At 64.9% G+C, this 22,606-nt stretch carries 24 protein-coding genes and 2 pseudogenes; 11 read left to right on the top strand and 15 right to left on the bottom strand.

What is annotated here, in order from left to right:
* Positions 1 to 13: 13 nt before the first annotated feature.
* The 4 genes and pseudogenes from JQT59_RS21010 to JQT59_RS20995 form a co-directional block, all read left to right on the top strand.
* Positions 14 to 604, top strand: a complete 591-nt coding sequence (locus tag JQT59_RS21010) for a TetR/AcrR family transcriptional regulator (protein WP_213571841.1) — start codon at positions 14 to 16, stop codon at positions 602 to 604.
* Between the two features lie 164 nt (positions 605 to 768).
* Positions 769 to 1,979: pseudogene (locus tag JQT59_RS21005) on the top strand (IS256 family transposase).
* Complete coding sequence (locus JQT59_RS21000; RefSeq protein WP_249354646.1) at positions 1,963 to 3,426, top strand: transposase; 1,464 nt, start codon at positions 1,963 to 1,965, stop codon at positions 3,424 to 3,426. The pseudogene JQT59_RS21005 and the gene JQT59_RS21000 overlap by 17 nt, the downstream one beginning before the upstream one ends.
* Positions 3,427 to 3,530: 104 nt before the next feature.
* Positions 3,531 to 3,782 (top strand): annotated as a pseudogene (locus JQT59_RS20995) (transposase); the annotation flags it as partial.
* A 273-nt stretch (positions 3,783 to 4,055) separates the two neighbouring features.
* Here JQT59_RS20995 and JQT59_RS20990 read toward each other — a convergent pair.
* The 8 genes from JQT59_RS20990 to JQT59_RS20955 all read right to left on the bottom strand — a co-directional run bounded on the left by JQT59_RS20990 (position 4,056) and on the right by JQT59_RS20955 (position 8,855).
* Entirely contained in the window at positions 4,056 to 4,766 is a 711-nt protein-coding gene (locus tag JQT59_RS20990; protein ID WP_213571839.1) for an HTD2 family dehydratase, read from the bottom strand.
* A 147-nt stretch (positions 4,767 to 4,913) separates the two neighbouring features.
* Positions 4,914 to 5,969 (bottom strand): IS110 family RNA-guided transposase, encoded by a 1,056-nt coding sequence (locus JQT59_RS20985; RefSeq protein WP_213571838.1) that lies wholly within the window; start codon positions 5,967 to 5,969, stop codon positions 4,914 to 4,916.
* Between the two features lie 312 nt (positions 5,970 to 6,281).
* On the bottom strand, positions 6,282 to 6,569 hold the full coding sequence (locus JQT59_RS20980; protein WP_213571837.1) for a hypothetical protein: 288 nt from the start codon (positions 6,567 to 6,569) through the stop codon (positions 6,282 to 6,284).
* A gap of 162 nt (positions 6,570 to 6,731) precedes the next feature.
* Positions 6,732 to 6,872 carry a hypothetical protein gene (locus tag JQT59_RS20975; protein WP_213571836.1) on the bottom strand — a complete coding sequence of 47 codons (141 nt, stop codon included), beginning with the start codon at positions 6,870 to 6,872 and terminating at the stop codon, positions 6,732 to 6,734.
* A gap of 482 nt (positions 6,873 to 7,354) precedes the next feature.
* Positions 7,355 to 7,687, bottom strand: a complete 333-nt coding sequence (locus JQT59_RS20970) for a rhodanese-like domain-containing protein (protein ID WP_213571835.1) — start codon at positions 7,685 to 7,687, stop codon at positions 7,355 to 7,357.
* Positions 7,684 to 7,950, bottom strand: coding sequence for a hypothetical protein (locus JQT59_RS20965; protein WP_213571834.1), 267 nt, complete (start codon positions 7,948 to 7,950; stop codon positions 7,684 to 7,686). Before JQT59_RS20965 ends, JQT59_RS20970 begins: the two co-directional genes overlap by 4 nt.
* Positions 7,947 to 8,402, bottom strand: a complete 456-nt coding sequence (locus JQT59_RS20960) for a hypothetical protein (protein WP_213571833.1) — start codon at positions 8,400 to 8,402, stop codon at positions 7,947 to 7,949. Before JQT59_RS20960 ends, JQT59_RS20965 begins: the two co-directional genes overlap by 4 nt.
* A gap of 33 nt (positions 8,403 to 8,435) precedes the next feature.
* Positions 8,436 to 8,855 carry a MarR family winged helix-turn-helix transcriptional regulator gene (locus tag JQT59_RS20955; protein WP_213571832.1) on the bottom strand — a complete coding sequence of 140 codons (420 nt, stop codon included), beginning with the start codon at positions 8,853 to 8,855 and terminating at the stop codon, positions 8,436 to 8,438.
* A 102-nt stretch (positions 8,856 to 8,957) separates the two neighbouring features.
* On the opposite strand from JQT59_RS20955, the gene JQT59_RS20950 reads away from it, so the two are divergent.
* The 3 genes from JQT59_RS20950 (at position 8,958) to JQT59_RS20940 (ending at position 11,154) form a co-directional block, all read left to right on the top strand.
* Positions 8,958 to 9,746 carry an SDR family oxidoreductase gene (locus JQT59_RS20950; RefSeq protein WP_213571831.1) on the top strand — a complete coding sequence of 263 codons (789 nt, stop codon included), beginning with the start codon at positions 8,958 to 8,960 and terminating at the stop codon, positions 9,744 to 9,746.
* 147 nt (positions 9,747 to 9,893) lie between these two features.
* Positions 9,894 to 10,181, top strand: a complete 288-nt coding sequence (locus JQT59_RS20945) for a YiaA/YiaB family inner membrane protein (protein ID WP_213571830.1) — start codon at positions 9,894 to 9,896, stop codon at positions 10,179 to 10,181.
* Between the two features lie 61 nt (positions 10,182 to 10,242).
* The gene (locus tag JQT59_RS20940; protein WP_213571829.1) at positions 10,243 to 11,154 is read left to right on the top strand and encodes a DUF5995 family protein; all 912 of its coding nucleotides are present in this window, start codon (positions 10,243 to 10,245) and stop codon (positions 11,152 to 11,154) included.
* Between the two features lie 15 nt (positions 11,155 to 11,169).
* Here the strand turns inward: JQT59_RS20940 and JQT59_RS20935 are convergent, their stop codons facing one another.
* From JQT59_RS20935 to JQT59_RS20920, 4 genes are read right to left on the bottom strand one after another with little or no spacing between them, the layout of a single operon-like run.
* Positions 11,170 to 13,152, bottom strand: coding sequence for a 5-oxoprolinase/urea amidolyase family protein (locus tag JQT59_RS20935; RefSeq protein WP_213571828.1), 1,983 nt, complete (start codon positions 13,150 to 13,152; stop codon positions 11,170 to 11,172).
* Positions 13,149 to 13,805, bottom strand: coding sequence for an urea amidolyase associated protein UAAP2 (locus JQT59_RS20930; protein ID WP_213571827.1), 657 nt, complete (start codon positions 13,803 to 13,805; stop codon positions 13,149 to 13,151). Before JQT59_RS20930 ends, JQT59_RS20935 begins: the two co-directional genes overlap by 4 nt.
* Complete coding sequence (locus tag JQT59_RS20925) at positions 13,802 to 14,647, bottom strand: urea amidolyase associated protein UAAP1 (RefSeq protein ID WP_213571826.1); 846 nt, start codon at positions 14,645 to 14,647, stop codon at positions 13,802 to 13,804. Before JQT59_RS20925 ends, JQT59_RS20930 begins: the two co-directional genes overlap by 4 nt.
* A gap of 1 nt (position 14,648) precedes the next feature.
* The gene (locus JQT59_RS20920; protein WP_213577939.1) at positions 14,649 to 16,196 is read right to left on the bottom strand and encodes an amino acid permease; all 1,548 of its coding nucleotides are present in this window, start codon (positions 16,194 to 16,196) and stop codon (positions 14,649 to 14,651) included.
* A gap of 221 nt (positions 16,197 to 16,417) precedes the next feature.
* Between JQT59_RS20920 and JQT59_RS20915 the strand changes: the two genes are divergently transcribed.
* Genes JQT59_RS20915 through JQT59_RS20905 form a run of 3 tightly spaced genes read left to right on the top strand, consistent with a single transcriptional unit; the run spans position 16,418 to position 18,915 of the window.
* Positions 16,418 to 17,146 (top strand): TetR/AcrR family transcriptional regulator, encoded by a 729-nt coding sequence (locus JQT59_RS20915; protein WP_213571825.1) that lies wholly within the window; start codon positions 16,418 to 16,420, stop codon positions 17,144 to 17,146.
* A 39-nt stretch (positions 17,147 to 17,185) separates the two neighbouring features.
* Positions 17,186 to 17,515 carry a type VII secretion target gene (locus JQT59_RS20910; RefSeq protein ID WP_213571824.1) on the top strand — a complete coding sequence of 110 codons (330 nt, stop codon included), beginning with the start codon at positions 17,186 to 17,188 and terminating at the stop codon, positions 17,513 to 17,515.
* Positions 17,512 to 18,915: a hypothetical protein gene (locus JQT59_RS20905; protein ID WP_213571823.1), complete on the top strand. Its 1,404-nt coding sequence runs from the start codon at positions 17,512 to 17,514 to the stop codon at positions 18,913 to 18,915. Before JQT59_RS20910 ends, JQT59_RS20905 begins: the two co-directional genes overlap by 4 nt.
* 45 nt (positions 18,916 to 18,960) lie before the next feature.
* Here JQT59_RS20905 and JQT59_RS20900 read toward each other — a convergent pair whose 3' ends face one another.
* From JQT59_RS20900 to JQT59_RS20890, 3 genes are read right to left on the bottom strand one after another with little or no spacing between them, the layout of a single operon-like run.
* Entirely contained in the window at positions 18,961 to 19,620 is a 660-nt protein-coding gene (locus tag JQT59_RS20900; protein ID WP_213571822.1) for a hypothetical protein, read from the bottom strand.
* Positions 19,583 to 20,854 (bottom strand): histidine--tRNA ligase, encoded by a 1,272-nt coding sequence (hisS, locus tag JQT59_RS20895; RefSeq protein WP_109330540.1) that lies wholly within the window; start codon positions 20,852 to 20,854, stop codon positions 19,583 to 19,585. The genes JQT59_RS20900 and hisS overlap by 38 nt, the downstream gene beginning before the upstream one ends.
* 15 nt (positions 20,855 to 20,869) lie before the next feature.
* A complete protein-coding gene (locus JQT59_RS20890) occupies positions 20,870 to 21,550 on the bottom strand; it encodes an MBL fold metallo-hydrolase (protein ID WP_213571821.1) in 681 nt (226 codons plus the stop codon).
* Between the two features lie 178 nt (positions 21,551 to 21,728).
* Between JQT59_RS20890 and JQT59_RS20885 the strand changes: the two genes are divergently transcribed.
* Positions 21,729 to 22,604, top strand: coding sequence for a peptidylprolyl isomerase (locus JQT59_RS20885; protein ID WP_213571820.1), 876 nt, complete (start codon positions 21,729 to 21,731; stop codon positions 22,602 to 22,604).
* The last annotated feature ends 2 nt before the right edge of the window (positions 22,605 to 22,606 follow it).

The following is a 22,606-nucleotide window of genomic DNA, read 5'->3' as shown; positions in this document are numbered from 1 at the left end:
TAAGTTCGGTCAGGTGACAGCACCGCGCAAATCCCGCCAAGACTCGGCACAACGGCGAGGAGAAATCGCAACAGCCGCATTGCAGGTTCTCGGTGAATCCGGTCTACGCGGACTGACCCATCGCGCCGTCGACGCCGCGGCCGCACTCGCCCCCGGCTCGGTCAACTACCACGCCCCCACACGGCAGCGCCTACTGGATTTGGCCATCGATGAACTGTTTGCCCGAGACATGGCCATCGCCGAACGCTTCTTCCTCCGTGTGCAGAATTGGACACCTGCCGCGATAGCAGAAGCCGCAGCCGGATTCGTCGACGCCATGGGCGGGCCCGGACATCGGCACCTCGTCGTCGCTCGCCACCACCTGCTCGGCGAAGCACAATACAATTCGGCATTGGCCGAAAAGTTCCGGCAGCAACGTGCCGCCTTCGTCAACTTCGTTCGAGACCGGTTCGAGGCCGAGGGCCATCCAGCGTCCACCGCGCTCGCCGAGATGTACGTCATCGCGATCGACGGGCTGACCCACAGGCAGGTTTTCTTCGCCGCATCCGCTCTCGCTCCACACGAAGTGATCGCCGCGCTTCGAACCATCACGGTGCCCCCCTAGCGCCGACACAGGCGCAAGGTGCAGTCCCGTCGGCAGACTCGGCAGTGACGCCCAGGACAGTCCCCACCTTCTCACGTCCTTATTCTCTGCACGGGGACTGTCGGGATAACGGTTGAACTGGCTCTGGCCGACACGCCGAGTTAGCTTGGCGAGAAGGCAAGACAATGACCGAAACACTCGATCCTATGGATCAGACGAAGATCGACCACCAGAAGCTGGCCCAACAACTGCTGGCGCAGGCGAAAGCCGAAGGTGTCGAGCTGGTCGGCCCAAACGGACTGCTCAACCAGCTCACCGCGAACGTCCTGGAAACCGCACTCGAAGCCGAGATGGACGAGCACCTCGGCTATGAGAAGCACCACGTCACGGGGCGAAACGGCGAAAACTCCCGGAACGGGAGGAGGACGAAGACCGTGCTCACCGAAATCGGACCGGTACAAATCCAGGTACCACGGGACACCGATGCCTCGTTCGACCCGCAGATCGTCAAGAAACGGCAGCGACGCCTGACCGGGGTCGACGAGATCATTCTGTCCCTCTCGGCGAAAGGACTGACCACGGGGAAATTGCGGCACACTTCGACGACGTCTACGGCGCATCGGTCTCCAAGGAGACCATCAGCAAGATCACCGACAAGGTCCTCACGGAGATGGCCGAATGGTCCGTCCGTCCCCTCGACCCGGTGTATCCAGTGATGTTCATCGATGCCATCCACGTCAAGATCCGCGACGGTCAGGTCGCCAACCGGCCCGTCTACGTCGCGGTCGGCGTCACCACCGCCGGGCAACGCGACATCCTCGGACTATGGGCAGGTGACGGCGGTGAGGGCGCCAAGTTTTGGCTCGCCGTCCTGACGGAAATTCGCAACCGCGGGGTCGCCGACGTGTGCATCGCGGTTTGCGACGGACTCAAGGGCTTACCCGACGCGATCACGACCGTGTGGCCACGAACCGTGGTCCAGACCTGTCTGATTCACCTGCTGCGCAACACCTTCCGTTACGCATCACGCCAGTACTGGGACGAGATGTCACGAGACCTGCGGCCGATATACACCGCAGTCAACGAGACCGCGGCCAAGGAGCAGTTCACCGAGTTCGCCGACAAATGGGGGCCGAAGTATCCGGCGATCGTCCACCTGTGGGAGAGCGCCTGGAGCGAGTTCGTGCCGTTTCTCGACTACGGAGCCTGTTGCAGAATGCGTGTCGTCGGGACTGATCGTGACGCTCGTCTGGGAAAATTTGGGTATGGCCAAGGGATATCGTCCGGTGTTGCGCGATCAGGTGTTCCTTTTGCCTCCGGATATGCGGGAATGGCTTCCTGCGGATCATCTTGTCTGGTTTCTGTTGGAGACGATCGAGGTGCTCGATTCCCATGAGTTCGACCGGCGTCGTCGCCGTGGTGGGGTGGGCGCGGCCGGTTACGACCCGCGGATGCTGCTGGGACTTCTGATTTATGCCTACTGCAGAGGGATTCGATCCTCGCGGCAGATTGAACGGTTGTGCTCGACCGATGTCGCGTTCCGGGTGCTGTGCGCGCAAGACATCCCCGACCATTGCACGATCGCCCGGTTCCGCGCCGAATGCCAGGACGCGTTCACCGGGTTGTTCACGCAGGTACTGATGATCGCCGGCAAGGCCGGTCTGGGGCATTTCGGAACGGTCGCAATCGATGGTACCAAGATCGCCGCGAACGCATCGATCGACGCCAACCGCGGGCATGAGTGGCTGAGCGAGCAGGTCACTCGCATGGTTGCCGAAGCCGAACAGACCGACGCCACCGAGAACATCCGCGCTGCGCAGCGTGCACATGATGACGATGATCGGGTTCCTGCGCGGCTGATGGACCAGAGCAGTCGTGCACAGCGAATCCGTCAAGCGGCCGACGAGGTGGCCGCACAATTGAAACGCCAGCGCAACAACGAGGATGAGCGCGATGCAGCGGCACGGGCACGGTTGGCGAAATCGCAAGCGGGTGAACCTGTGGTCGGTCGTATCCCTGACGGACCGCACCGGCTCGCGGAAGCACGCGCACACCTGGCACGTGAAATCGCTACTCACCAGTCGAAACTCGAACGACGTGCCGCACTGATCGCCGCGGGGAAGAAACCGATGGGTGCCCCACCTGTTCCATTGGAACAGCACTCACGAATCATCCGCGCCCGACGAGTCGTCGAAGCCGCACTGACGGCCGAACACACAGCTTCCGCCACGAAGCCGGCCAAACCTGTATTGCCGAAGACGGTTGCCAACACCACCGATCCACAATCACGGTTAATGCCGACCAGGCGCGGATTCCTCCAGGGCTACAACGCTCAACTCGCCGTCACCAGCGATCAGATCATCGCGGCCGTACAGATTGGTCAGAGTCCCAATGACATTGCATCCCTTGTACCGATGATGGAGGCAAGTGGGCGCGCCGCCGCGATGCTGCACACCGATACCGGCAGATCCGAACACATCATCGGTGTCGTCCTCGCTGACGCCGGGTACTGCAGTGACAGCAATCTTTCTGCGCCCGGACCAGAGCGGTTAATCGCGTTGAACAAGACACGCGACCACGTGAAAGCGGTCATAGAACAGCCCGTGACAGGACCACCTCCGGAAGGCGCGAGCCCGAGACAGGCGATGTCGCACCGGCTACGCACACCAGAAGGATCCCGTCTCTACAAACGCCGCGGGGCCACCGTCGAACCCGGCATCGGCAACCTGAAGAAGGTCCTCGACCGATTCTCCGGCCGTGGTCTAAACAGCGCCCTCGGCGAGCTCAACCTCGCGGCCAGCGCTTTCAACCTGATGAAGATCCACCGAGCAACAACCAGCTGAACGCGCCGGCCGGAACGTGTCGGCAACCTCAGAATCGGCAGCAAACGAGAAAACCGACTCGACTGCCCCACCTGTTATGCCAGCGCGCATTCTGCGACGGGCTCTACGACGTCGAGATCCGCCGGGTCATTTGCTCGACGAACGCGATCGAGTCCCTCAACGCGCGCTACCGGCGGTCGGTGCGGGCGAGGGGCCATTTCCCCAGCGAGCAGGCCGCGCTTAAGTGTCTCTACCTCGCCACCCGGGCACTGGACCCCACAGGTAAAGGAAGAGCACGATGGGTGACGAGGTGGAAGCCGGCCCTCAACGCGTTTGCTATCACATTCGAAGGCCGCATCACCCCAACGGTGATCTAGATTCATGCGCCAGAACTGGATCCACCGATGTTCTGACAGTCCCTCTGCACGTAGCGGGTCGCCGATGAACTGTTGGATTAGGAGTCGATCACTTGCTGTGCGCGTCTCGACTGCAACAGTTGTCGGTCTTCGACCTCGTTACGCGTCGTGGATCGGTGTAAAATGCTCCACGCGGCTCGTGGATGCGTCGACCGGTGTTCCTTCGACGCGAAGGTGTCACCGAGGATCATTGGTCGCTGGAGTCGGAATTCGAAGCAGGACAGTTCTTTAGCGTTAGATCGCTGGCGGACGAGTTCTGCCATGGATCGCAAGCAGCGGTCCGTGGACGACAAGGCCGGGATAGCCCTCGATGCCCGTGGTGTAGGGGTGGTCGTAGTGAATACGGTGTGTGTTGGCGGTAAGTGCGCTGAACCGGAATGGCCGGGCAGTGTCGGGATGTGGTTCGGCGGTCCAGGTGGCGGTCGACTCTGTTAGAGGTTCGGTGGCACGCGTATATGTGGTGGTCGAGCTAGAGTCGCTGCGGTAGAACAGGTTCTGTTCCTCGACGAGTGCGGTGCCCCCGTCCTGCCGGTATCCGCTGCGTTCGGTGACGAATAGCAGTTTACCGATGCGACCGCGTTTGGTTTGGATGCGGGCGAGACTGGTGTGTTTGGTCGTCGACACTCCCAGCCGCAGCGGTTGGCGTTCTTCGATGCGTGAGCCAGCGAACATTCTGCGGCGGTGCGGGATCGGTGGCAGGAAGTGTCTGTCGCGGGGGTGACCGTCGGCACCGAGGCCACCGGACTGTGGCAAGGCGAGGAAGTACAGCCAGTGCCAGGGCAACGGCGGACAGTCCCCGACTGCGAACGTCTCCTCGGAATCGAGGGCTGCGGTCAGATTATTCACGGGGCCTGGTGGAAGGCCGTCGTGGGTGACAATTGGGTCGGGGTGCCAGTTGGTGACGAACTGCTCAATCCCGGACTCGCTCGTGGCGGTGTGTGTCATGCGCGATTCCTGGTCAATGGGTGGCGATAAGTTCGATGGCCAGCCGGTCGCTGCCGGCACTATACTTCTTCAGTGCCGGCATACCAGCATTCTCCTTGTTAGATCAGGAGTCTCCACCTCGTCCAGGATGCTTCTATATCCGTCAAGTCATGCTGGGGCCGGATACGCGGCGGTCAGTGTTCGGAACAATTGCCGGGTGATGTACCTCTTCAGGCATCGCATGATCTCCTTGGTCGTGCGACCCTCGCTGCGGCGGCGGGCGACATACGCGCGGGTGTCGGGGTGGGTGCGCATCCGGACGAGGACGATAGTGGTCAGCGCCCGGTTCAGTCGTCGATCCCCGCCACGATTGAGCCTGTGACGCATCGTGTTCCCCGACGACGCCGGTATCGGGCAGGTTCCGGCGAGGGCTGCGAACGCGGCTTCGGAACGGACTCGGCCCGGATGAGACCAGGCGATGAGCACCGAAGCGGCGACCACCGATCCGACACCGGGTAACTCCGGCAGTTCCGGTGCGACGGCGTTCACCGCAGAGTCGAGTGCCTTCCTGTTGTCGATCAACTCGGTATCGAGGGCACGGATTCGTCTCGCCAGTCGTACCGCCTCCTGCCGGCACGTTTGCATGGTGATGTCCTCCGACCGGGAACGCCAGGTAGATATCGCATCAATTTGTCTGCGCGTCAGCGCTTTGCGCGCATCGACACCAAGGTCGGTGATCCGGAGCAGGGCGGTGAGCGCATTGACCGCTCGGGTCCGCTCACCAGCCATTTGTTCCCTGGCCACGACCAGGACCCGAAGGGCGGCGCGGGGCCCCTCGGCGCGCGGCCAGCGGAGCCGTGAGATGTCGACCGCGAGCACCGACCGGGCGATCCGGACGGCGTCAAGCGAGTCGGTCTTGCCCACACCGCGGCGGCGCGCCGCCGACATCGCGGCGGGTTCGACGACCGCCAATCTGGAACCGAGGACACGCTCGGCGAGACCTGCTCCGTAGGAGCCGACGCCTTCGATAACTACCAGAGTCGCGTGCTCACCCACGCGCCGGCGGATCCATGTCACCGCTCGCTCGAGCCCGGATGGGCTCGTCGGAAGCATTGATTGGTCGACAATTGCTCCGGTCGCGGCGGTGACAACCGACAGTGAGTGGGTAGCGGCGTGGGTATCAACCCCGATGACGAATTCGTACTGATCTGCAACGATAGGCATGGCGGCGGAATCCTTCCCAAGAGGTGACGTCGTGTCGGCGTCGGCCCGGGAAGAACACTTCGAGGCAGGCCTGTAACGGGCCACGACCCGCGCACACGGGTCGGGCAGGCTTCTGATCAAGCCACCGAAGCGGGACCGGGTCGGCGTCGCCGTCTCGGCCGAGTGGACAGATCCTGGACAGTGCACCCCGAAGGGGCCATGCGGTTCAGGGGTCACACTCAATCGCGACGACGGCACCGATCCTGCCAGCCAGCCCCGGGCCAGCCACTACAAACACTTACAGACGGTTCACTCCCGGCAATGTCACCGCCGTCACCCGACACAGACCAGCACGCCCACGACCGCCACTGCAACCAGCGAAGCGCCGCCGCAGATCAACCACGCCCGTGTCGCCAGCTGCCGCCACCGCTCGCACCGCTCGTCCACGTATACGTCCGAGCCGCTCAGATTGGGATCGGACGCACGGGACTTCGAGAGGCGGCGAACCTTTGCGTCGGCTCGCGCCGCCACACCGAGCGCGACGGGCACCATCAACAGTGCAGCCACCAGTAGAGCCACCATCGCACCCATGCCCGTCCCGAACACTGCCGTTCCTCTCATACCAACAGGCGCCGTCACAGATACCGCGCATTGATCACAGGCCAGGCGGCACCCAGAGGCACAACCACGCCGCCCCCGTCAGCTCCATCGCTGCACAGCCGCCGCCCCGCGTCTCACTTCGCAACGCCAGGCATCGGTGGAAGAGCATGAAGCGCCGTGCGGCTACACGCCGGGCATCGGGAACTTCCACACCGCCACCACGATCACGCCCATGATGAGTGCGGCGTACAGAACGGTCCCAACCACACCGGCCCGCAACGTATTCAGCAGATTCGAGCCCAGGTTCTCGGTGATTCGTGCCATGACATCTCTTCTCTCACGTGCAAACAATCTCGACTGCCACATCCACGGTGGCGTACGGCCTACCAACTACCTTGGACCGTCTTCGACACCTGCACATCGGCCGAACTACCTACACCCATACCCGAAATCAGGTCTGAAAGTTTGGGTCCCGGTATAGGGTGGCAACCGAACATTGCCGAACGCCAGGCTTCTCCGACTAATTCAGCTGTGTTATACGTCACATGTCCGGGCTCGAACCTGAGGCCAGTCGTTCTCCCACAGGTTCTCACGAATCGTCGACATCACACTTACCGGTCGGTTACTGAGGTCGCCGAAAATAGTGCAATGGCGTGGATCACACTCTCTGGACTTCCGGGCTTCGGCTCTCGAAAATCATGGTTGCGCTGCTCGTTACTACGTGCAGATTGTCCGTGTAGCGCCCCCGCCCGCTGATATACATCGCTGGCGGGGGCTGCGCTTGGCTGCGCCGCCACATCACACCCTCACCGGGCGATCAGCGGCCCGCCCGCAGTGCGCCAATGGACGAGACCGCCGCTCATGTTGACCGCGTCGAACCCGGTCTCTACCAACAAGTTCGCAGCACCGGCCGAGCGGATTCCGCCGGTGCAGAAAGTGATGAGCAGGCGGTCGTCAGGAAATTCCAGGCACCGATCCAGTAATTCCTCCAGTGGCGCGTGCACGGCGCCGGGGATGTGGACCCGATTCCACTCGAACTGGCGTCGGACGTCGATAACGAGCGCGCCATCTTCGACGAGGCGAACCGCCTCCGCGGCGCTGACCGCCGGCGGCCGGTACAGGTAGTGCCGAAAACTCATTCGCTGCGAGCCTCTTGTCGCAGGTTGACCATCGTGAGGGGGCCGCTGAGCACGGGCACGAGCGCACCGACGCGGGTCCGGGTCGTCAAACCGCGACCGAGCAGTGCCGTGACGCCGACGGCCAGGTAGAGCGCACCGTGGATCGGACCGAGGACGCGAGCCAACGTGGCGTCGTGCACGGTGCCGAGGTTGATCAGCAACGCGAGGACACTGACGGTCTCGAGCGCCGAGAGCGCAGCCAGGGCGCGCAGCACCCCGGTCATGCGTAACCCGATCCGGGCCGCACGATCATGAGCACGACGACGACCACCCACAGCAGGTTGAACAGGCCGGTCACCATGCCGAGGCGCCGGAGGTGGTCTCCGTCGCCGGGTGCGGTGAGCGCATGTTGCTGCATTGGGGCGATCTGCAGGGCGAGTAGTCCACCGGCAAGGGCGGTGAGCACCATCGCGACCACCACCCAGACCTCGCTCGTGCGGCCTTGCACGGAAGCGAGGACCAGGCCGACGAGGGGGACCGCGAGCGCCAGGACCCCGTAGACACGGGTGATCCGGTGCAGCACACGGGCGACGTGGATGCTCCGCTCGACCTGCGTCGCACCACCTGCCGGGGCGGTCACCGGTGCGTATCGAGGGAACAGACTGGTGGCCACCGCGACCGGACCCACGAAGAGGATGCCCGCCACGACATGGACGGAAAGCAACAGCGATTCCATAACCTTCAGCCTAACTGAAGGTTGGTGATGGGGTCAGTCGGTGGCCGACATCACCCGCAGCATGTGCACCCGCAAGGCCTCGGTCAGCTCGGGATGCTGCGCGGCGAACTCCGCGTCGAGTCGGACAACCACCTCGGCCGCCCGAGCCAGCAGTGATTCCCCCTTCGCCGTGACCCGCAGAGTGGATGCCGCCCCGGCGTGCGCAGTCCCGTCGTCGACCAGCCCGGACTCGACGAACGCCGCGACCGCCGTGTGAGCGCTCTGCACAGTGATGCGGGACCGCCGAGCGAGCTCGCTGAACGAGATACCCGGCGTTCTACGAATGTGCCCCAACAACCCGTACCTCCGGGTGGTCAACCCGAGCGGCTTCAACCCCTCGGCGAACGCGGCATCCCACACTCGGCCCACCGTCAGCAACGCGACCGTGGGACTGAAAGGAGGAAGCTCCGACATGGGAGAAGGCTACCCATCGAACTCGTCACGTTCCGCAAGCGCCGATTTCCGAAACGCCGACCAAGTCTTACCGATAATCGCGGTAACGTCTATCCTGTCGAGATGCCCACTCCAACGGTCTTCATCACCGGCGCTGCCGCCGGGATCGGACGTTCCACTGCCCTCGAATTCTCCCGCGCCGGATACCTCGTCGGGGCCTACGACATCGACGCGACGGGCCTCGCCTCGTTGCAGGAGGCGATCACGTCCGCCGGTGGGCGCGTCGTCACAGGAGTTCTGGACGTCACCGACCCCGAGCAGTGGGAGAAGCGCCTGAGAGAGTTCGACGCCGAAGCGGGTGGTCGTCTCGATATCCTCGTCAACAATGCCGGCATTCTGGTCGCGGGCCGGTTCGAGGAAATTCCGCTGGAGGTACACAAGCGGCAGATCGACATCAACGTCAACGGTGTCGTCTACGGAACGCACGCCGCCTTCCCCTACCTGAAGGCAACGCCGGGCGCACAGGTGATCAATCTGTGTTCCGCCTCGGCGATCTACGGTCAACCGGAACTCGCCACCTACGGTGCCACCAAGTTCGCCGTGCGCGGCATCACCGAGGCACTCGACCTCGAATGGGCCGAGTACGACATCTCGGTGAAGGCGATGTGGCCGTTGTTCGTCAACACCGCCATGACCAAGGGCGTCTCCACGGGCACCACCACCTCGCTCGGTATCAAACTGAGCGCCGACGACGTGTCAGCGAGCATCTTCAAGGCGACTCGTCCCTCGAAGCGGCCGTACCACAAGGTGCATTTCCCGGTGGGCCTGCAATCGAAAGCGCTGTCGCTGGGGTCCCGCTTCTCCCCCGCGTGGCTCACCCGTGAGGTCAACCGCAGACTCAGCCACACCTAGAGTCGCATGCTCGGCGCCGGCTTCCGCTCGGTGCGGGAGGTTTAGCCTCTGCCCGGTCGGAAACGGCGCGACCACGCGGATCTACCCTACGGAAGTCGGGTAGTGCTACTCATGTCTCACGCAGAGTCGACCGCCAAACTGTGTTGCATGACACCGACACCGACACCCAGAACGACGACCGCCTTCTTCGTTCAGGCGGGTATCGCCTTTGCCATCAGTTTCGCGGGATCGCTCATCGGAATCGCCTACCTGCCCATCGATCCGTGGCAGCGTGGCTTTCTCTGCATGACGTTGTTGTTCCTGGTGACGAGTACGTTCACGCTCGCCAAGGTGGTGCGTGATCATCAGGAGGCGTCGACGGTACGCGTTCGCGTGGACGAGGCGCGGCTCGAGAAGTTGATCGCCGAACACGACCCGTTCAAGACGGTGGCCTGATCGCGCCGAGATCCCGTGCAGTCACCGCACAACACCGGCGGCGACTCGCTATGCTCCGGCGATGCACTCTGCGAGATCGTCGATCGCCGTACGCTCGGTCATTTCACTCTGCGCAGTGATCATCAGCGCGGGAGCCCTTCCCGCGCATGTTTCGGCGCAGCCGCCAAGTTCCCTGAGCACGGCATGCGGTGAGGCACTGACGAAGCCGGAGCTCGCGCGGATCATCGAACTCTCCGACCTGTCGACTCTCCCGGACACCCCGTCACTGGAACGCCTCGAGGACGAGGTGGCCCGTCACGCGGAGATCACCGCCGTTCTTGTGCGCCATCACGATTGGCGCGGACTGTTCTCCCTCGGACTCGACGCGGTGGAACACTCTGCGGTGATGCCTCTGCAGCGCGACCCCACTGCGTTCGCGGATCGCCGGTGGGCACCTGCGATCAGTTCGGATCTGCTGCGCCGGTATCTCCGCAACCTGCATGCCGAGTTCACGGGCACCGCCGTCGAGCCACAGTGGGAGCGGTACTTCTCGCTGTCGAAGCAGTGCTCGCTGAGTCCCGCCCGTGTCGCGATGGTGGGGTACAACGCGCACATCACCATCGATCTGGCACGGGCAGTTGCGTCATCCGGCACCGCCGCTGACGACATTCCCGACTACTACGAGATCGTCGATTCCATTGCTCGCGACGGCGACACCATCGTCTCCCGTACCCAAGAAATCTACGGTGCCGATCTCGGGCCTCTGTGGCGGTTCTACTTCGTCGGCGAGGGTCTCGATCGCCTGGCCGGATCCGATGTTCCCTCGGATCTTCTCCTGCGCGCTGCGGACAGTGGTTACAACACTGTCACTCTCGCCAATGGCTTCGCATTGCAGTCACCCAACTCGGCGCCGGTCGCTGAGGCGGAGATGGCGGCGCTGGCACAGGCAACCGACGCCGCGCTGGGAGTCCTGTCCGATTTCGGTGGGCTCTGAGGCGTAGCGCCCTCCTCACCCCACTGTCGTGAATTCCCCCGCCGCGGACCATCTCTGCCGTTCGGCGGCGAAGGCGACAGTCTGCCCGGCGCGGAATTCGCTGATCGAATCGGCGTGCGCGCTGAGAAACCGCTCATGATCGGCGAGCGAAAATGTGCCGTCGGTGATGTCGATGCCACCCCCGCGCCCTGCCGCGACGTCGGACCGCAGATCCATCAGTTCCTCCGGTTCCACGGGATACCAGGAGATCCGGTCGAAGAAGCGAAGCAACCATGGAGTTCCGTCCTCGAACGGACCGGACTTCTCGGGGTGGCGGTGGTTCCACACTTGGGTCGTGCGGCCCACGAACTGGTATCCCCCGGGCCCTTCCATTCCGTAGATGCACAGGTACGCCCCGCCGATCCCGACCGCGTTCTCGGGGGTCCAGGTGCGTGCCGGGTTGTACTTCGTCGTCACGAGCCGATGACGCGGGTCGAGGGGTGTTGCCACGGGCGCGCCGAGGTAGACATCGCCGAGACCGAGCACCATGTATTCGGCGCCGAACACGGTGTCGAATACGTCGTCGACGCTGCCTAGACCGTTCATGCGGCGGATGAATTCGATGTTCCACGGGCACCAGGGGGCGTCGGCGCGAACTCCGTGCATGTACCGCTGGATTGCTTCCCGCGTCGAGGGGTCGTCCCAGGACAGCGGCATCCGAACGGACCGACTCGGAACGACGAGCTCGTTCGCCGCGGGCAATGCGTCCTCCGCGTCACCGAGCAATCCCATGAGCTTGGAAATGGGCAACACATCCGGATCGACCCGGACTTGCAGCGAACGGATCCCCGGGGTGAGGTCCAGAAGGCCGGCCGGCTTCTCGATCTCGAGCCGCTGATGCAGTGCGTGGGCCCGGGCCCGAAGAGCAAGATCCAGGGTCATGTCACCGTATTCGACCAGGACATTGTCGTCGCCGGATCGGCGGTAGGTGACGGCGGTGTCACCGTCGCGGCGTGCGATCACGCCGTCGTCGCCGTCACCGGTAGTGGAGAACACCGAGGAGTGCGCAGCGCGACGGGCAGGACCGAGCGCGCGGGTCGACGCCGCCCTACTTGCTTTGATGGGTACGAATCGCACCGTGTCGCCCGGGGCCAGCTGGCCCAGCTTCCATCGTTCCGCCGCGACCACGGTGACCGGGCAGACGAAACCCCCGAGGCTCGGTCCATCGGGTCCCAACAGGATCGGGGTGTCCCCGGTGAAGTCGAGTGCGCCGACGGAATACGCGTTGTCGTGAATGTTGGACGGGTGCAGTCCCGCCTCGCCGCCGTCGGTCCGGGCCCAGTCGGGTTTCGGACCGATCAGCCGCACCCCGGTGCGGTCCGAATTGAAATGCACCTCGTAATCGGTTTGGTACAACGTGTCGATGTCGGACCTGGTGAAGAATTCGGGAGCGCCGTGTGGCCCTTCGGTGACCGCGATCTCCCAGCGTCGGCAGATTGCCGGAACATGTTCGGCGGGAACGTCCTTCACGGACCCGTTCGCGTCACCGATTGCGAGGATGTCACCCTGTCGCAGGGTCCGGCCCTGGTGACCGCCGAACTTGCCGAGGGTGAACGTCGAGGCGCTCCCGAGGTAGTCCTCGACCTCGAGACCGCCCTGCACCAACACGTAGATCCGCAGTCCGGGACCGGACACGGTACCGACGTCGAGAATGCCCCCGGCCGGTACGTGTATCGGGCGCCATTGCGCCGCCAGGACACCGTCGACGGTGACCGGTGCCGGTGCACCCGTCACGCACACCACGATGTCCTTGTCGAACTGCAGGGCGGGACCTGCCATGGCGCACTCGAGTCCGGCGGCGCCCTCGTCGTTTCCGAGCGCACTGTTGCCGAGCCGGAAGGACAGATCGTCCATGGGGCCCGACGGCGGAACCCCGATGTGCCAGTAGCCGGTCCGGCCCGGAAAGTCTTGCACCGTGGTGAGCATGCCCGGCCGCTGCACGGTGATTTTGCCGGTCATCGTCGGACCCCCGTCGGGCGTGTCACGATCATGCGCACCGGTGTCGGATCGAAACCGTTGCACGGATTGTTGATCTGCGGGCAATTGGACACCAGTACCAGAACATCTCGTTCTGCGCGCAGAGCGAGCCGCTTGCCGGGCGCCGACAGGCCGTCGACGATTCCCAGTGTCCCGTCCGCCTCGACGGGGACGTTCATGAAAAAGTTGATGTTCGACACGAGGTCGCGCTTGGCTATCCCCCACTTGGAACCCTCGGCGAGAAAGTTCTCCACGCACGCGTGCTGGTGTTTGGTGTGGTGGCCGTAGCGCAGCGTGTTCGATTCTTGCGAGCAGGCTCCACCGACGGTGTCGTGGGAGCCGACTTCGTCCGCCACCAGGGTCATCAAGGCATCGTGGTCGTCGGATCTCAGGACACTTCCGGTGGTGAGGAAGAGGTTGCGCTGTGCAGACACGGTCGCAGCCGCCGAGTACCGCTGCCGGTGGTCGTCTGCGGCGTAGACGAGGGTGTCCACGGCCTGATTGCCGTACAGGTCGACGATGGTGAGGACGTCGCCGGCCTCGACGACGGCGGACCACGGTCCGCGGGCGTCGACTTCTTCGTCCAGGACGACCGTTCCCGCCACCAGGGCGGCGGTGTCGGTGCTGGTGGTCATGCCTGCTCCTGCCCCTGCGACTGCGCGGCAGCCCAGCTGTCTTCGGTGTTGAGGAATGCGCGCCGGTATTCCGGCTCGGCTGCTGCGGGTTCTTCGATGCGCCCGCCCGACCACGCGAGTACCTCGAGCGCGGTCGTGTCGAAGGTCGGTGACGGGTCCAGCGGGTGAGCGGTATTCGCGATCAGGACGACGAGTGGGAGATGCAGAACCAGCTCGACTACGCCGCCCGGTCCCGCCGAACCGATGCTGTTCAGGGAGCCATCCGCGCCGACTCGTACTCCGTGGAACAACGACAGTGAAGGTGGCAGATCGCGTCGGTCGAGCCCGTGTTTCGCAGCGGCCACCGTGAAGAGTTCGCGGCCTGCCGGTGACGGCGAATGTAACGAACCGTCCCCGTATTTCGCAGCGTTGGACGCGAGCGACGTAGTGCCGCACAGCGCGTCGTGGTGTCCGGACGTGTCGGCGACGACGGTGGCGAGCAACCTGCCTTGATCCGACAGCAGCGGATGTCCTTCACCGATATACGCCTGCCACTGCACTTTGACCGTGTCGGCGACGTTCAACCGCTCCCACGGCGCATCTGCGCGGAACAGCATAAGGTGTGCGCAGGCCAACCCCTCCAGATCTCGCAACCGCACACGTGTTCCGCGTTCGAGGACCTTGCTGGTGTATCGGCCGCCTGGAACCGTCTCGGCCCACGTCAGGGCCGCCGGGTCGACATCGGCTGGGGGCGCCGGCCACGCCGATGCCGGGACCACGGGCATCGATCCGGTGATCGCGCCCGCCTGGGCGCGCGCGTGTTCTTTCGCGGCAGTGGTGGTCGAGGTATCCACTGAGGTCATGTCAGGCTCCAATCGTGACGGGGTTGGGGGTGCTGCGGCCGCGCGGGAAGCACAGAATTCCGAGTGCGATCACAGCGGTGACCGTGACGGGTGCGGCCCACTGCAGAAGGGGGTAGGCACCGCTCGGGTCGAAGACCTCGGCCCGCGGCCACGAGAGGTTCACCACCATGAGGGCGCCGTAGCCGACAGCCAAAATGTTCACGGGTAGGCCGAGTCGGCCCAGCGAGAAAAGACTCCGGCCGTCCGCGTCCACCTGCGGGCCACCGTGCGGCCAGCCCTTGAGGCGGCGGACCAGGAGGGGCACCGTGACCATCAGATACGCGAGGTAGATCAGGATGATGCAGACACTCGACAAGGTGGCGAAGATTGCGGAGTTTCCGACGTTCACCGCGAGGATCGCAATGCAGACGACACCGATGAGGACGGACGGTGCGATGGGAGTTCCTGTGCGAGCGTTCACCTTCGAGAGCACCTGCGAGGCGGGCAACCGACCGTCGCGGGCCATGGAAAACACCAACCTCGACGCCGCCGTCTGAATGGCGAGTGTGCAGACGAACACGGCGACCGCGACATCGGCCAGAAGCAATGTGCCCCAGGGCGAACTGAGAATCGACGACAACACGTACGGCAGACCCTCCGCGGCGAGGCGACCGTCGGTCAAGCTCGGAGCCGCCATGAGCGCGCCGATGATCATCAGGCCACCACCGAGCGCCGAGACGGACAGCGCCAGCCGGATCGTGCGCGGGGCCACCCGCCGCGGGTTCCGCGTCTCCTCCGCGAGCTCGCCCGCCGAGCCGAACCCGACCATCACGTAGGCGGCCATGAGACCGGACACGATCCAGGCCCAGCCGTATCCGGGGTCGGTGCCCGCCGCACCCGTGTCGAATACGACCTGCGGTCCCCGCTGCGCGTGCGTCAGGAACATGCCGACCACAGCGACGACTCCGACGATCTCGCACGTGACACCGATGTTGTTGATGCGCGACATCCAGTTCACACCGATGCAGTTGATGAAAGTGGTGAGTACCAGCAGGACCGATCCGAGCAGGACCGCGTTGGCGGCACCGCTGGCGGACGTCAACGTGCTGTCTTCGCCGATGATCTGGAATCCGCTCCACACGTTCGGAAGCACAACCTGCAGTGCGATCGCCGCGGCCGAGGCCGTGACCATCTGCGCCAGGATCATGAACCAGCCGGCGAACCAACCCACCACCTCCCCGCCCATCCGGCGCGACCACTGGTAGATGGCACCGGAAATGGGATACCGGGCAGCCAATTCGGCGAAGTTGAGCGCCACCATGAACTGACCGACGAATACCACCGGCCACGTCCAGAAGAACGCCGGTCCGGCGAATCCGAAACCGAGACCGAACAATTGGAAGATCGTCGTGAGGATCGACACGAAGGAGAAGCCGGCCGCGAACGAAGCGAACTTTCCCAGCTTCCGGTGCAGTTGCTGCTCGTAGCCGAATTTACCGAGGTCGCCGGAGTCGTCGATTCTCTCGGCCCCGGTCGGAACAGGAGGTGCAAGTACCGGTGCGGACGGCACTTGCGCAGTCCTCGTAGGTGTACTCAAGGGCCTTCTCCTTCGGCGAGAGCAATATCTGTCGATCGATAGTTTTCTCTCGCGCCCTACCGGATGGGTGACGCGGACGTATACAGATCGGCCCCCGCCGTAACAGGATCGTTGCGAACGTTTCGGAGGTATGACGAAATGCTCACGGCGGGTGTCCACGGTGGCGTGGAGAACCGACCTGACATCATGAGTAGGTGAGCACCGGGCCGGGACGACCGCGACTGACCAGTCAACGCAGGCCGGGTCGGACGACGCCCGAGGAGATACTCGACGCCGCCGGAGAGTTGTTCACAACCAAGGGCTTCGCTGCCACGTCCACCCGCGAGATCGCCGACATGGTGGGCATCAGACAGGCATCGCTCTATCACCACTTCGCCAACAAGGAGGAGATCCTGGTGGCGCTCCTCGAGGAAACAGTGTCGCCCGCACTCGCCGCCGCCCGAGTCCTCGAGATGGTCGACGCGCCTGCCGTCGTACGCCTGCACGCACTCGCCACCTATGACGTCACCCAGCTCACCGGCACGCGCTGGAATCTCGGTGCCCTCTACCTTCTGCCCGAACTACGCACCGAACGCTTCGCCCCGTTCCGGGCGCAACGCACGCTTCTGCGCTCGCACTATCAGCACTGCGCCGAACAGGCGCTCACCGAGATCACGGCCGGCGACACCGAATCATCACCCGGCCTTACCGATCTCCCTTTTCGCATCGTCGAGAGCGCTATCGCCACCCGGGCGGACGTCGAAAGCGGAGCGGTCCCGACACCCGAGAACATCGATGCCGCTGCCCTCCTCGCCGACGCCTGCTTGCGCGCCCTCGGATGGTGGCAGCCACTCGACGAAATCCGTGCGCAGTCGCGGGTTCTCCTCGACCACACGGCAGGTGGCACCTCCCGCGACCTTCCGCCGCCGACGTCGGATCTGTGAGATAAAGTCTGGCGAACGCTTACTACCTGGGGGGTTATCTTGAGCGATGTCTTCGTCGTCACAGACGGCATTCGGCGTTACGGTGCGACGGCGGCGCAAGCCGCGGAGCAGATCAGTAGTGCTGCAGCGATCGACCTCGGTGCCGACCTCGCCGCGCTGGCGCCGGTGTTCGGTCCGATCGGAGCCGACTTCCTCGCGTCCTTCGCGGTGGCGCAGGGCAACCACGCCAAGTCGGTCGCCGAACTCGCCTCCCACTACGCTCACACCGCTGTCGCGTCCGGGGCCACCGCAGACTCCTACGATTCCGTCGACGACGCGAACGGCAGCGCCCTCGGAGACATCGGCGGGGCCATCGGAGACCTCGCATGACGTCTCCCGAGCCCGCCGGCGACATCGCGCACCCGTCGATCCTGGATCTGCTGCAAGGTTCCGCGTTCGGTGAGGCGGTGAACACGCCTCTGCCGAGCACGCCGCTCGAGGCGTTGCAGAGTTCGCCGCTCGGCCCGCTACTCGACACCCCGATCGGCGTGCCGGCGCTGCCCGAACTCCCACCGTTGCCTGCTCTTCCGCCGTTGCCGCCCAATCCGGTGGAGGCCCTCCTCCAAGGACAAGGCCTGCCCGGACTGCCGGGAATCGACCAGTTGTTCAAGCCACTCACCGACCTCGCGGGCGCCTTCGGTACCGGGACGTTCGGCTCCGTCGATCCGACCTCGGTGCTCGACATGTCCTCCGGACTGATCGACCAGGCCATGTCGCTCAGCATGTCGGGACTGAAGGCGCTCGATCTGATCTGGCAGAGCCAGGCGGCGCAGGCCGCTCAGGTCCAGGGACAGCAGGCTCAGGTGAGCGGCGCAGAACTGAGCGAGCGCGGCAGGCAGATTTCCGGGACCACCCAGACCGCCGCTGCGTCGGTGGCCCGTGGCAACGCCAATCTGATGACCATCTCCGAATCATTCGCGTCCACTGCGGTCGCTGCAGCACCGATGGTGATGACGCCCCCCGGGCAGGCGATGCTTCTCGCGTCGGCCGCCGAACACATCAAGGCCGCGATCGGAGTGGTCACACAGACACGAACCGAGCTGAACGAGCAGACCCTCACCATGAACGGCCTCGCGGCACCGGTACCCGTACCACAGCCGCCGCCCGGACCGCCCGCCGCGCCGACGTCGCCGTTTGCAGTCGCGAGCACCGTGCTCGAGAGCGTCGGTACCCCGATGATCTCCACAGTCACCGACAGCCTCGGTCAACTCGTCTCGGCCACGACGCAGGCCGCGAGTGTGTCGCCCAGTGACGTGTCCGCCGACTCCGTCGCGGCCAGGTCCGGCTCGCCCGCGCCGGCCGGTGCAGCGCACGGTGCCCCCGGCTCAGTTGGCATCGCAGGTGGTACCGGAATCGGCATGTACGGCGCCGGCGGCGGAACAGCTTCCGGGATCGTCGCTTCCGTGCCGCGCGCACCGGTGGCCGGTTCCGTTCCGCCAGGCGCTGCTGGTGTGGCGACTCCGGCTGCCACGGGCACGCCAGGAGCACTCGGCACGTCGACAACGACCGGAGCGGGAACAGCCGGCGGACCGATGGGCGCGATGGGCGGCGGCGCAGGAATGGCGGGGGCGGGTCGCGGAGGGGACGAACAGCTCAGCGGCCGCACCACACCCGGCTACCTCGTGAACGCCGGCGACAGCAACGCCTTCGTCGGCGACCTTCCAATGGTGGCTCCGGCCGTCATCGGCGGCGAAGAACTCGACGACGGCCAGATCGACGCCAGGAACTGACAGCCGCAGGTGGGGCGGAGGCACTGCCGCCCCACCTCGGTCTGACTACTCGACGAGCGCTGCTACCTCATGATCGGTGAGCGTGGTCATCGGGACTCGTCCGGCTGCACGGACCAACTCCACCGCCCGGAACAACGGGCGCTCGGTCAGCGCGGCGTCGCGCGCCTCGGCACGTAACTGCTCGATGAGCACCGAGGCGATCGCTGCGGCCGGCACCAGTTCGCTCGTGGTCAGTGCGTCGGCCAGCTTCCGCAGCCCCAGCACGTCCAGTTCACGGCCGCCGTCAGTGGTGTACAACGCCAACGGCACCGCGAGAACACCGTCGGAATCGGTGATGCGGACACTCACTTCGCTGACCCGAGCCGAGCGCACCACCACCTCCGCCGCCACCGCCTTCGTGACATCGACGTGACGGGTTCGCATACCCCCGGTCGACGAAATGACACCGCGTTCCAGCACGACCTTGCGACGCAGGGTGACGAGCGCCGACAGGGCGGTAGGGACGGCGATCACACCGCCCACCACCACGGCCAGCCACAACGGAGTGAAGAAGCTCAGCACGGCACCGACGACCACGCCGATCAGTACGGCGATCATCGCGACCCGCCTGAGGCGCGGCGCAATCAGCTCGATGGGGACGAGGTCGAGTGACACCGGCGGATCGTGCTCAGGCGCCAAGGATCGCTCCGACGTGCGCGACGACATCGGTCGCCGAGATCGATTCCTGGTCACCGGTGGCCAAAGTCTTGATCCCGATGGTGCCCTCGGCGATGTCGCGGTCACCCAGCACGAGTGCGAGTGCGGCACCGGAACGGTCCGCGGCCTTCATCGCGCCCTTCACGCCACGGTTGCCGTAGGCGAGATCGACCCGAATGCCCTGCGCGCGCAACTGCTGGGCGATCACCACCAGCTTCGCCTTCGCCTCGTCGCCCAGCGGAACCCCGAAAACCTCGCAACGGGCTGTCGACCCTGCCGTCTTGCCCTCCGCGGCCAGCGCCAGGACGGTGCGGTCGACGCCGAGCCCGAAACCGATGCCGGACAACGGCTGACCGCCGAGTTGCGCCATCAAGCCGTCGTAGCGTCCGCCGCCGCCGATGCCCGACTGCGCGCCGAGACCGTCGTGCACGAACTCGAACGTGGTCTTCGTGTAGTAGTCGAGGCCGCGAACCATCCGCGGGTTGATGACATACGGCACGCCCAATGCGTCGAGGTGGGCAAGGACCTCGTCGAAATGCGCCTTCGCGGTATCCGAGAGGTGGTCGAGCATGAGCGGCGCATCCGCGGTCATCTCCCGCACCTCCTTGCGCTTGTCATCGAGAACTCGCAGTGGATTGATCTCGGCGCGGCGACGCGTCTCCTCGTCGAGAGGAAGGCGGAAGAGGAACTCCTGCAGACGTTCCCGGTACTGGGGCCGGCAGGTGTCGTCACCGAGTGACGTGATTTCCAGCCGGAAGCCCTCGAGCCCGAGACCCCGGAACCCGGCGTCGGCAACTGCGATGACCTCGGCGTCCAGGGCCGGGTCGTCGACACCGATGGCCTCGACCCCGACCTGCTGCAGCTGTCGGTAACGTCCCGCCTGGGGACGCTCGTAGCGGAAGAACGGACCGGCATAGCTCAACTTGACCGGCAACTGGCCCCGGTCGAGACCGTGCTCGATCACAGCGCGCATCACGCCCGCGGTCCCCTCGGGGCGCAGGGTCACCGATCGATCACCCCGGTCCGCGAAGGTGTACATCTCCTTGCTGACGACGTCCGTCGATTCACCGACACCTCGCGCGAACAGTCCGGTGTCCTCGAAGATGGGAAGCTCGATGTGGCCGTAGCCTGCCAGTCGCGCAGCGCGGGTGAGCCCGTCGCGGACCGCGACGAATTCGGCGGACTGCGGCGGGACGTAGTCGGGAACGCCCTTGGGGGCCGAGAAGGTGCTGGCTTTACTCACTGTCGCTACTTTTCCTTACTTCGAGCCCGGGAGTCCAACGAGGAACGGGTTGGATGCGCGCTCGGCCCCGATGGAACTCGATCCGCCGTGCCCGGGCAGCACCGCCGTGTCGTCGGCGAGGACCAGAAGCTTGTCGGCGATCGACCGCAACAATTGTTCGTGATTGCCACCGGGCAGGTCACTGCGCCCGATCGATCCCTGGAAGAGGGTGTCCCCGGTGAGTGCGAGCTCGACCCCACCGGTCTCCTGCTCGACCCGGGTCCGGAAAACCACGGAACCCTGTGTGTGCCCCGGAGTGTGATCGACGACGAACGAGATGCCCGCCTGCTCGATGCGATCGCCGTCCGACAGTTCGATCACCTCGCTCGGCTCCACGAAATCCATCCCCTCGATGAACGGTTTCATCGTCGGCCCGATACCCCGTCCGGGGTCGGACAACATGTACCGGTCCTCGGGATGGATGTACGCGGGGATGCCGAACTTGTCGCACACCTCATGAGCGTTCCAGACATGGTCGAGGTGACCGTGTGTGAGCAGCACCGCCGTCGGTGTGAGATTCGACTGGGCGAGAAAGTCGATCAGCGGGCCGGCAGCATCCTGACCGGGGTCGACGACGACGCACTCGCGGGCATCGTCCTGGGCGAGGATGTAGCAGTTGGTCTGGAACATCCCGGCCGGAAATCCTGTGACGAGCACGCGCGACGCTCCTGTTCGAGTGATCATTGCAGTCGCTACAGCCTAAGCTGCCGCCCCGCCAGCTCGTTCTCAGGTTCGGATGGCAGACTCTGGAGGTCGTGTGCCGGGGGCAGATCACACCGACCAACTGCTATATCGACCGACTGCCAGAGAAGACCGATACGGGAGGACCACCGCAGTGCCGAGCAACGAGCAGCGCCGGGAAGCAGCGAAACGAAAGCTCGAGCGTCAACTCGAGCGCCGCGCGAACAGAGCACGCAAGCGCAAGCAGCTGACCATTGCCGGTTCGGTGCTCGGTGTAGTGCTCGTCGTGGCGGCCGGCGCGGTCGTCTTCGCCCTCACCAGCGGTGACGACGACACGACCGAAGCCTCCGCCGACTCGGTGTCCGCCTCGCCCCAGTCGCCCGGTGTCATGCCCGCAGGACGCGCCGAGCCGCTCCCCGAGAAGGTGTCGTGCACGTACACCCCGGACGGTCAGCCGCCGGCCAGGCAGGTGAACCCGCCGCGCACCGAGGACATCGACACCACGCTCAGCGAGGTCAGCGTCAGCGTGGAGACCACCCAGGGCAATATCGGACTGACGCTGGACAACGCCGACTCCCCCTGCACGGTCAACAACTTCCTCAGCCTCGCGAGCCAGAACTACTTCGACAACACGCCATGTCACCGGCTCGTCACGTCCGAAGGCCTCAAGGTGCTGCAGTGCGGTGATCCCACGGGCGCAGGCACCGGCGGCCCCGGGTACGGCTTCACGAACGAATTCCCCACCGACCAGTACCCCGCCGACGATCCGTCCCTGCAGGTTCCCGTCACCTACCCGCGCGGAACCATCGCGATGGCCAACAGCGGCCAGCCCGGCAGCAACGGCAGCCAGTTCTTCCTCGTCTACGCCGATTCCCAGCTGCCTCCGCAGTACACCGCTTTCGGAACCATCGACGAGACCGGCCTCGCCACCATCGAGAAGGTCGCGGCCGCCGGTGACGATGCCTCGATGCAGGCGGGCGGCGGCAAGCCGAACCTGCCGATCGACATCAAGTCCGTCCGGATGGACTGAGG

The sequence above is a fragment of the Rhodococcus sp. USK13 genome, from assembly GCF_018343855.1.
Taxonomy (GTDB): domain Bacteria; phylum Actinomycetota; class Actinomycetes; order Mycobacteriales; family Mycobacteriaceae; genus Rhodococcus_F; species Rhodococcus_F oxybenzonivorans.
This window is presented reverse-complemented; position numbering and strand designations above follow the sequence as displayed.